Raw genomic sequence first — 9,652 nt, forward strand, 5'->3', positions numbered from 1 at the left:
GTCTGCTCTTTTGTAGTGTATTTATATAACGACTGTTATGATTGAATTATTAGCCACTTAAAACAAAGGCAACACAATGAAAATGTTATATAAAGTAGCTTTAGTTGGTGCATTGTCAACTATCGTTTTTGTAAGTCAAAGCGCGTTTTCTGCACCCACTCCAGTAGGGCTTTGGAAAACGATTGACGAGGATACAAACCAAGCTAAATCGTATGTGCGTATTACACAAACTGATGGTGTATTAAGCGGCACCGTTGACAAAATCATTGATCCAACAAAACAAAAAGATAAATGCACCGAATGCGAGGGTAATTTAAAAGACCAGTCTATTTTAGGTATGACTATTATTAAGGATGTTAAAGCTGAGGATGATGGCGTATGGGGCGACGGAGAAATACTCGACCCCACTAATGGTAAAACTTACACCGTACAACTAACGCCACAAGCTGATGGAAAAACACTTGAAGTACGAGGCTATATCGGCTTTTTTTATCGTAATCAATATTGGGTAAAAGTCGAATAAGGCTTATTACAAAAACTTTATTAAGTACGCTTAAATCGACTTTAAAGTGGCTGCTATATATAAAAAATTGACCTCTGTATGAAATCATTTATTCGTTTTGCCTTTCTTATTGTTTAAGCCAGCTATATTTAATTGGCATTCAGTTTTGAACAAATAATAAAGGGTAAAATATGATTAAGTACGTAGTTGCTTTAATAATGCTAAGCACGCTGTTAATAAGCGGCGTTGCTAGCGCAAAAGATGACGCTGTTAATACAGGTTGGTTTAATAACACAGCCATTAAAGGCTACGATACCGTTGCTTACTTTACGCAAAATAAAGCAGTTAAAGGCAATGATAATTACTCTGTAAGCTATTTAGGTGCCGACTGGCATTTTGCAAGCGCAGAAAATAAAGCACTATTTGAAAAAGAGCCAAAACGTTATGCACCGCAATATGGTGGATGGTGTGCTTATGCAATGGCTGATGAAGGTAACGCTGTAGGTATAGACCCTGAAGCATTTTATATTCATGAAGATAAGCTTTACTTAAACTACAGCGAAAGCGTACAGCAAAAATGGTTAAGTAATTTAGTGCCGTATATTGTTATGGCTGATGGATATTACCCACAAACAACAAACGTGATGACGTTTAAGTAAATTTTTAATTAATATTAACTAAAAAGCCCGCAACTAAACTAGTTGCGGGCTTTTTGCTTTTTGCTTTTTATTTATTAGCTTATTAATTAAAGCGTTTCGCCATATTCAGTCATTACCTGTTCAACCCATGTTGCAATGCGGTCGTCGCTTAGTTCGTACTGGCTATCTTCGTCGAGTGCGAGCCCTACAAATTGTTTGTTGTCGGGCGTTAGCGCTTTTGAAGCTTCAAACTCGTAGCTACTATCGTTTGGCCAAAAACCAAGTTGGGTAAATGTTTGTGTATTTATTTCATCGTGAAGCATGCCTAGCGCATCTTGGAACCACTGCCCGTAACCTTGTTGATCGCCCATGCCAAATAAGGCAATGGTTTTACCATTTAGGTTTACGTCTGCAATGTCGTCCCACTTTGACTCCCAGTCTTCTTGTATTTCACCAAAATCCCATGTTGAAATACCAAAAATGATGAAGTCGTACTGCTCTGCATTTTTTAGTGGTTCGTCTTTAATATTATGTAAGGTAACTATATCGGCGCCAATAATGTCTCGAATTTTTTCTGCAGCCATTTCGGTGTAGCACGTAGTAGAACCAAAAAATAAACCAATTTGCATCGTATTTATCACTGTGTAATTGCCTGATATGATAAGCTCAAGTTTACCGTAAGGTATTTTTAATTGATACCTTAGCAAAGCATGAGAGCACAATGTGACAACGCTATCTGATAATTTCCCCGAAAATAATAGTGGCATGAGTAGTAACAGCGACTACCTAGAAAATTTTTTAGACAGCCTGTACTTAGAGCAAGGTGTAAGCGAAAACACATTAAGTGCTTATCGAAGTGATTTAGATAAATTTTGCCTGTTTTTAAAAGGCGAAAACTTAATGACGGTAACCGGGCTTGATGTAGAAAGCTACCTAGCACACCGAGTCGATTTAGGATTAAAACCTCGTAGCACTGCGCGTAGCATTAGTGCGCTAAAACGCTTTTATCAATACTTTGTGCGTGAAAAAGTAATTAGTGACACCCCTATGCTGAATATTTCACAGCCAAAAGCGGGGCAGTCGTTACCTAAAACATTGTCTGAGGCTGAGGTAGAGGCATTGCTTGCTGCCCCAAATACAGATGAAGCAATGGGACTTCGCGATAAAGCCATGCTTGAGCTACTTTATGCAACGGGTTTGCGTGTTAGCGAATTAGTAGGGCTTAGAATGGAGCAAGTTAATTTGCGCCAAGCGGTAGTGTTTGTAAAAGGTAAAGGTAATAAAGAGCGTTTAGTGCCCTTTGGCGAAGAAGCAATGTACTGGCTTGAGCAATTTTTAAAGGTTGGCCGTGCGCAAATGATAAAACACGCTACCGATTTCGTATTTCCGTCTAAGCGTGGTGTAGGCATGACTCGACAAACTTTTTGGCATAGAATTAAACACTATGCTATTTTGGCATCGGTTGAGTCTCCATTATCGCCTCATACTATGCGCCATGCTTTCGCTACGCATTTATTAAATCATGGGGCAGATTTACGTGTGGTACAAATGATGTTGGGCCATAGCGATTTATCAACCACGCAAATTTATACTCATGTTGCTAATGAACGATTAAAATCCGTACACGCGCAGCATCATCCGCGCGCTTAATTTGAAATTTATTATCACTAAGCTGGTCAATTTATAAGTATTTTTAGAATAGAGAGAATTATGAAAAAATTAATGTTAGCAAGTGCCATGTTGTGCACAAGTATTAGTGCATTTGCAAATGGCGTTGCTGTAACACCAGATGCTAATGATCCTATTGTTACTAAATTTGCCGAGCTTGGCGTTACCGTTAAGCAAATTAACCCAAGCCCTGTTGAGGGTTTAAAAGAACTGATCACTAACAAAGGCGTGCTTTATGCAAGCCCAGATGGTCAATTTTTAATGCAAGGTACACTGATCGATTTAAATAATCGTAATAACCTAACAGAGCAAGCGCTTAACGGTGTGCGTGTTGAAGGTCTTAAAGAATACGAAGATTCGATGATTGTGTACAAAGCACCAAACGAAAAACACAGCATTACCGTATTTACGGATATTAGTTGTGGCTACTGTCGTAAATTGCACCGTGAACTAGACGATTTACTTGATGAAGGCATTACTGTTAAGTATCTTGCGTTTCCACGTGGTGGGTTGCAAGGTTCTGGTTATGCAGATTTAATGAATGTATGGTGTGCTAAAGATCAGCAAGAAGCACTTACAGAAGCTAAATCGGGCGTAGATACTAAAGTAATTAAAGGTTGTAACGCGCCTGTAGCTGAGCATTATCAGCTTGGTCAAAGTTTTGGCATTAGCGGTACACCAGCAATTGTTTTAGAAGATGGTACGATGATCCCAGGTTATCAGCCAGCTGCAGCACTAAAAGCGGCATTAGAAGCTAACAAAGCTTCGTAATTAAACGCTTAGTTATTATTAAAAAGGCCTTAATGGCCTTTTTTTGTCTTTTAAATACGACTAAATAAGTAAAAACCCTGCATGAAAAAACTGATCATTGCGCGAGAAAATATTGACGATTCGCATTTACCGAGTCATTTACACCCTGTAATTAAACAAATTTATGCCAATCGTAATGTGTTCAATGCCGATGAGCTAAACAATAGTGTAGCAACGCTTCATGACTTTAAATTGTTTAAAGACATAGACAAAGCTAGCGACTTATTAATTGAGGCATTAAAAGCACAAAGCCATATTTTAATAGTTGGCGACTTTGATGCTGATGGCGCAACCAGTACTGCAACCTTAATGCAAGGTTTGGAAATGTTTGGCTTTAAGCATTTAGATTACTTAATTCCGGATCGTTTTAGCTTAGGTTATGGCTTGAGCCCCGCGCTTGCAGAGCAAATAGTACAAATAAAACCTGACTTAGTGATCACCGTAGATAATGGTATATCGTGTATTGCCGGTATTGATATTTTAAAAGCGGTTGGTATAAAAGTACTCGTAACAGATCACCACTTACAAGGTGAGCAACTGCCAAATGCTGATGCAATAGTAAACCCAAACAGGCACGAATGTGATTTCCCGTCTAAATCGATAGCAGGCGTTGGTGTTGCTTTTTACTTATTAATTGCGCTGAGAAGCGTAATGCGAGATTTGGGTTATTTTGAGCAACAACCACCACCTAATTTAGCTAATTTACTCGACATTGTAGCGCTTGGCACTGTAGCCGATGTAGTCGCACTTGATGCAAATAATCGTACGTTAGTACACCAAGGTTTGGCCCGTATTCGCAGTGGTAAAACACGCCCTGGTATTACCGCGCTTATTGAAGTGGCAAATCGTAATGCCTCACGTTTAAGTGCCAGTGATTTTGGTTTTTCGCTTGCCCCACGTTTAAACGCGGCAGGGCGATTGGACGACATGAGTTTGGGTATAGCGTGCTTGCTCAGCACCGATATAAACCAAGCGCGTAGTATAGCGGGCGAGCTCGACAGCTTAAACTTTGCAAGGCGAGAAATAGAACAAGGCATGCAAGCCGAGGCACAAGCAGTACTTGATAAGCTCGCATTTAACGATAGTAACATTCCTGATGCTATCTGCTTGTTTCAAGATGATTGGCACCAAGGTGTTATTGGTATTTTGGCTGGTCGTTTAAAAGAAAAGTACCATCGACCTACCGTTATATTTGCTGGTGGCGAAAATGGTGAAATAAAAGGCTCATGCCGCTCTATTGAAGGGCTGCACATGCGTGATTTACTCGAAGGGCTTAATACCGCCGATCCACATTTAATTAATAAATTTGGTGGCCACGCAATGGCCGCCGGTTTAAGTATTAACGAGCAACATTTTAACGACTTTAAAATAGCGTTTGATGCCGCTGTTAGCGCTCAACTTAGCGAAGAAAGTAAGCGCTGCATTGTGTTTACCGACGGTGAGTTGCCAAACGAGTGCTTTACTATGGAATTTGCACAGTTATTAAAGCAATCGGGTCCGTGGGGGCAGCAATTTCCTGAGCCGGTGTTTGAGCATACATTTGAACTAATACAGCAGCGCATAGTAGGCGAAAAGCATTTAAAGCTGGTGTTAAAACATCAATCAGGTCGATTAGTTGACGCCATCGCATTTGGTATTGATGTAAAAGAATGGCCAGATACCGAGGCTAAATTTGTAAAAGTAGCGTACCAGCTCGATATAAATGAGTTTAGAGGTAAATTTACCCTGCAACTAATTGTTCGAGAGCTTGAAAAAGTGCACTAAAAAATATGCACATATCATGCATAAAAGGCTAATAAAGCGCGCGGTTTTTTGTTAAAATCGGGCGTTTTTATCATTTGACGATAATTTATTGCGAAAATCCCGTTTAAATGGGCGCAATTACCTAGCCATTTTGGAGTGATGTACATGTTTGAAGTGAATCCTGTGATTAATCAAATCAAGGAAATTCGCGAACGTACTGAATTGCTTCGGGGGTACCTTTGACTACGCTCTTAAACAAGAACGCTTAGAAGAAGTTAACGCCGAACTTGAAGATTCAGCCGTATGGAATGAGCCCGAACGCGCACAAGCGCTTGGTCGTGAAAAATCAGCATTAGAAGCAGTTGTTGAAACAATCGACAACCTTGTAGCTGGTACAGACGATGTAGAAGGCTTAGTTGAGCTAGCTGTAGAAGCTGAAGACGAAGACACCTTTGTTGAAGCGCAAACTGAACTTGCTGATCTAAACGAGCAGTTAGAAGGTTTAGAGTTTCGTCGTATGTTTTCAGGTCCTCACGACTCAAACGATGCTTATCTTGATTTACAATCGGGTTCTGGCGGTACTGAAGCTCAAGACTGGTGTAATATTTTACTACGTATGTATTTACGCTGGGGCGAAGCTAAAGGCTTTAAAGTTGAGCTAGTTGAAGCGACCGACGGCGACGTAGCCGGTATTAAAGGCGCAACAGTTCGCTTTGTTGGCGAATATGCTTACGGTTGGTTACGTACCGAAACTGGCGTGCATCGCTTAGTGCGTAAAAGCCCGTTTGACTCAAGTGGTCGTCGTCATACTTCATTTGCTTCTGCGTTTGTATACCCAGAAGTTGACGATAACATTGAAATTGATATGAATCCGTCAGACCTACGTATAGACGTTTACCGTGCCTCGGGTGCGGGTGGTCAGCACGTTAACACCACCGAATCGGCGGTTCGTATTACTCACGTACCAACAAATACCGTAGTGCAGTGTCAAAACGAGCGTTCACAGCATAAAAATAAAGCCCAAGCGATGAAGCAGTTAAAAGCTAAATTATTTGAGCTTGAGCTACAACAGCAAAATGCTGAAAAACAAACGCAAGAAGATGCTAAATCTGATATTGGTTGGGGTAGTCAAATTCGTTCATACGTACTTGATGACGCACGCATTAAAGATTTACGAACAGGCGTTGAAAACCGCAATACCCAATCGGTACTTGACGGTAACTTAGATAAATTTATTGAAGCCAGCCTTAAATCTGGCTTATAACCACCAAGCTAATAAAGAGCTAAAAAATGACTGATAAAATCCAAGACGAAAACAAGTTAATCGCTGAGCGTCGCGGCAAGTTAGATGCTATACGCGAAAATTGCCCAGCCAACGGTCATCCAAACCAATTCCGTCGTGAGCATTACACGGCTGACTTGCAAGCCCAGTTTGGTGATAAGAGCAAAGAAGAATTAGTAGAGATGCAAGAAGTTGTGTCTATTGCTGGACGTATTTTAGCAAAGCGTGGACCGTTTTTTGTAATTCAAGACATGAAAGGTCGTGTACAAGCGTATGCATCTAAAGACGTTCAAAAAGATCTTAAAGAAAAATATGGTCAACTAGACACTGGCGATATTATTGGTGTTAAAGGTGCACTAAATAAATCGGGTAAAGGCGATTTATACGTAGAAATGACTGAGTACCAACTACTAACTAAGTCACTTCGTCCGTTACCTGAAAAATTCCATGGCTTATCGGATCAAGAAACAAAGTACCGCCAACGTTACGTTGATTTAATTACTAACGAAGCAACGCGCGAAACATTCCGTATTCGCTCACAAGTAGTTGAAGGCATTCGTCGCTTTTTAGCAGACCGTGACTTTATGGAAGTAGAAACACCAATGCTACAGGTTATACCTGGCGGTGCATCTGCACGTCCGTTTGTAACTCACCATAATGCACTTGATATCGACATGTACTTACGTATAGCGCCTGAGCTTTACTTAAAGCGCTTAGTGGTAGGTGGTTTTGACCGTGTATTCGAAATTAACCGTAACTTCCGTAACGAAGGGTTATCTACGCGTCACAATCCAGAATTCACAATGATTGAATTTTACCAAGCATACGCTGATTACATCGACCTGATGAACATCACCGAGGACATGCTACGTACGGTTGCAGAAAACGTACTAGGTAGCGCTGTTGTAGTTAATACAACTAAAGACGAAAACGGCGAAGTAATTGACTCAGTTGAGTACGACTTTGGTCAACCGTTTACACGTTTAAGCATGAGCGACGCAATCTTAAAATATAATCCTGAGTTTGATGCTGCGGTATTTAACGACCCAGAAAACCATTTTGACGAATTAAAAGCGTACGCTAAACAAGTACACGTTAAAATTCCTGAAAATTGTGTTTGGGGCCCAGGTAAGTTCTTGTGTGAAATATTTGAAGAAACAGCAGAACACATGCTTATTCAACCTACGTTTATTACTGGCTACCCGTGGGAAGTTTCTCCACTAGCTCGCCGTAACGACGACAATGCATTTGTTACAGACCGTTTTGAGTTTTTTGTTGGCGGTCGTGAACTTGCAAATGGTTTCTCTGAGCTTAACGATGCACAGGACCAAGCTGAGCGCTTTACTCGTCAAGTTGAAGAGAAAGACGCAGGCGATGATGAAGCAATGCATTACGATGAAGACTACATACGCGCACTTGAGTACGGCTTACCGCCAACTGCAGGTGAAGGTATTGGTATTGACCGTTTAGTTATGTTGTTTACTGATTCATCAACAATTAAAGATGTTATTTTGTTCCCGCATATGCGCCCGCAAGCCGACTAAGCTTTAGGTAAAACAAAATAAGTTAATAAACGCCGCTTAATAGCGGCGTTTTTGTGTGTGTTTAATAGAGAATTGTACGAGAAGTATTTATTAGTTGTGAGAGATCTCTCTAACTAACCCTAATTACTTTTCATTGCATAAAATGAGATAGATAATTAAAAGTAGTTATAGGTATTAGTTAATATTTCATTCAGTTTCATTAGCCTATTGTTATGTGCAGTTGTTTAGAATCAGCGACAACGATACTTATAACTTTTTGGTATAGCTATTTTCAAATTCAATATTGTGTTTGTATCGATTTTGACTACACTATGACTGAAATTCAGATGCCCTCAGATGTTCAGGGTTTTAAATATAAATACTAAACGGACTTAGAATAATAAAATGAAAAACAAACGTGTTGAAGAATTGCCAGATATTTGTACAACAGAGCAAGCTCGACAAAATTATTATAGAGCCTGCATTGCTGAGTTTCAGCAATTAGGATACCAAGAGCAGTACCTTGCAAACTTATCGGATGATTTAATCCCTGTGTTAGGTGTAAATAACACCGATAAAAATTCAGGAAACGTTTAATTTTCAAACTAATTACACTTAAAAGCCAACCTTGTGGACAATCTATAACCATATAGCCACTTTTGGTAGAAAAGTGTTTGACATATTTTCTGAAATCTTTATTATACGCCCCACAAGACGGAGAGGTGTCCGAGTGGCCGAAGGAGCTCCCCTGCTAAGGGAGTATAGAGTTTGTAGCTCTATCGAGGGTTCGAATCCCTCCCTCTCCACCATTTCTTTTAATGGCGTGTTTTGTAAAGTTTTAAAGTATGGGTGCATAGCTCAGCTGGATAGAGTACTCGGCTACGAACCGAGCGGTCGGAGGTTCGAATCCTCCTGCGCCCACCATACTTTAATAACTCGCTTAGAGTCTAAATAAGCAAAAGCTCTACTTAGAGTTAAAATAAGTAAACTATAAAGTGGGTGCATAGCTCAGCTGGATAGAGTACTCGGCTACGAACCGAGCGGTCGGAGGTTCGAATCCTCCTGCGCCCACCACTTTATAGACTCATACTTAGAGTATAAAAAAGTAAAGTATTGGCTAAAGCCAATCGGTCGGAGGTTCATTCTTACAAGATACGTCCTGCGCCCACCACTTTATAGACTCTCACTTAGAGTAAAAACGAGTAAAGTAAAAATGAAAGTGGGTGCATAGCTCAGCTGGATAGAGTACTCGGCTACGAACCGAGCGGTCGGAGGTTCGAATCCTCCTGCGCCCACCACTTTCATGTTTTCATACGCTTTTAAAGTGTAAGAAAAATAAACCGATGGAAATCGGTTTTTTTATGTCTGAATTTATACGCTCTGCTTAGAGTTTAAATAAGCAATCTATGAAAGTGGGTGCATAGCTCAGCTGGATAGAGTACTCGGCTACGAACCGAGCGGTCGGAGGTTCGAATCCTCCTGCGCC

The 9,652-nt window shown here is 40.4% G+C and carries 9 protein-coding genes and 4 tRNA genes; 12 read left to right on the forward strand and 1 reads right to left on the reverse strand.

The features are described 5' to 3' along the window. Positions 1–76: 76 nt before the first annotated feature. The gene (locus I6F65_RS10490; protein ID WP_197112779.1) at positions 77–523 is read left to right on the forward strand and encodes a DUF2147 domain-containing protein; all 447 of its coding nucleotides are present in this window, start codon (positions 77–79) and stop codon (positions 521–523) included. A 170-nt stretch (positions 524–693) separates the two neighbouring features. Then, positions 694–1,161, forward strand: a complete 468-nt coding sequence (locus I6F65_RS10495) for a YHS domain-containing (seleno)protein (protein ID WP_197112781.1) — start codon at positions 694–696, stop codon at positions 1,159–1,161. 86 nt (positions 1,162–1,247) lie between these two features. On the opposite strand, the gene fldB is transcribed toward I6F65_RS10495, so the two are convergent. Continuing rightward, positions 1,248–1,769, reverse strand: a complete 522-nt coding sequence (fldB, locus tag I6F65_RS10500) for a flavodoxin FldB (protein ID WP_024610014.1) — start codon at positions 1,767–1,769, stop codon at positions 1,248–1,250. 94 nt (positions 1,770–1,863) lie between these two features. Between fldB and xerD the strand changes: the two genes are divergently transcribed. The 10 genes from xerD to I6F65_RS10550 all read left to right on the forward strand — a co-directional run bounded on the left by xerD (position 1,864) and on the right by I6F65_RS10550 (position 9,464). Then, complete coding sequence (gene xerD, locus I6F65_RS10505; protein ID WP_024610013.1) at positions 1,864–2,790, forward strand: site-specific tyrosine recombinase XerD; 927 nt, start codon at positions 1,864–1,866, stop codon at positions 2,788–2,790. A gap of 60 nt (positions 2,791–2,850) precedes the next feature. Further along, entirely contained in the window at positions 2,851–3,579 is a 729-nt protein-coding gene (gene dsbC, locus I6F65_RS10510; protein ID WP_024610012.1) for a bifunctional protein-disulfide isomerase/oxidoreductase DsbC, read from the forward strand. Positions 3,580–3,660: 81 nt separating this feature from the next. Then, on the forward strand, positions 3,661–5,382 hold the full coding sequence (recJ, locus tag I6F65_RS10515) for a single-stranded-DNA-specific exonuclease RecJ (RefSeq protein ID WP_197112783.1): 1,722 nt from the start codon (positions 3,661–3,663) through the stop codon (positions 5,380–5,382). A gap of 144 nt (positions 5,383–5,526) precedes the next feature. Next, a protein-coding gene (prfB, locus tag I6F65_RS10520) for a peptide chain release factor 2 (RefSeq protein WP_197112785.1) occupies positions 5,527–6,625 on the forward strand; the annotation gives its coding sequence in 2 pieces (ribosomal slippage) (positions 5,527–5,601 and positions 5,603–6,625; 1,098 coding nt in all). Between the two features lie 26 nt (positions 6,626–6,651). Continuing rightward, positions 6,652–8,187, forward strand: a complete 1,536-nt coding sequence (gene lysS / locus I6F65_RS10525) for a lysine--tRNA ligase (protein ID WP_024612780.1) — start codon at positions 6,652–6,654, stop codon at positions 8,185–8,187. A gap of 384 nt (positions 8,188–8,571) precedes the next feature. Further along, complete coding sequence (locus tag I6F65_RS10530) at positions 8,572–8,763, forward strand: hypothetical protein (RefSeq protein ID WP_166108886.1); 192 nt, start codon at positions 8,572–8,574, stop codon at positions 8,761–8,763. A gap of 119 nt (positions 8,764–8,882) precedes the next feature. Continuing rightward, positions 8,883–8,975, forward strand: a tRNA-Ser gene (locus I6F65_RS10535). 38 nt (positions 8,976–9,013) lie between these two features. Then, positions 9,014–9,090: transfer RNA gene (locus I6F65_RS10540), tRNA-Arg, on the forward strand. 73 nt (positions 9,091–9,163) lie between these two features. Further along, positions 9,164–9,240, forward strand: a tRNA-Arg gene (locus I6F65_RS10545). 147 nt (positions 9,241–9,387) lie between these two features. Beyond that, positions 9,388–9,464: transfer RNA gene (locus tag I6F65_RS10550), tRNA-Arg, on the forward strand. The last annotated feature ends 188 nt before the right edge of the window (positions 9,465–9,652 follow it).

Origin of the sequence: Pseudoalteromonas sp. SWXJZ94C (genome assembly GCF_015864385.1) — a bacterium.
GTDB lineage: Bacteria > Pseudomonadota > Gammaproteobacteria > Enterobacterales > Alteromonadaceae > Pseudoalteromonas.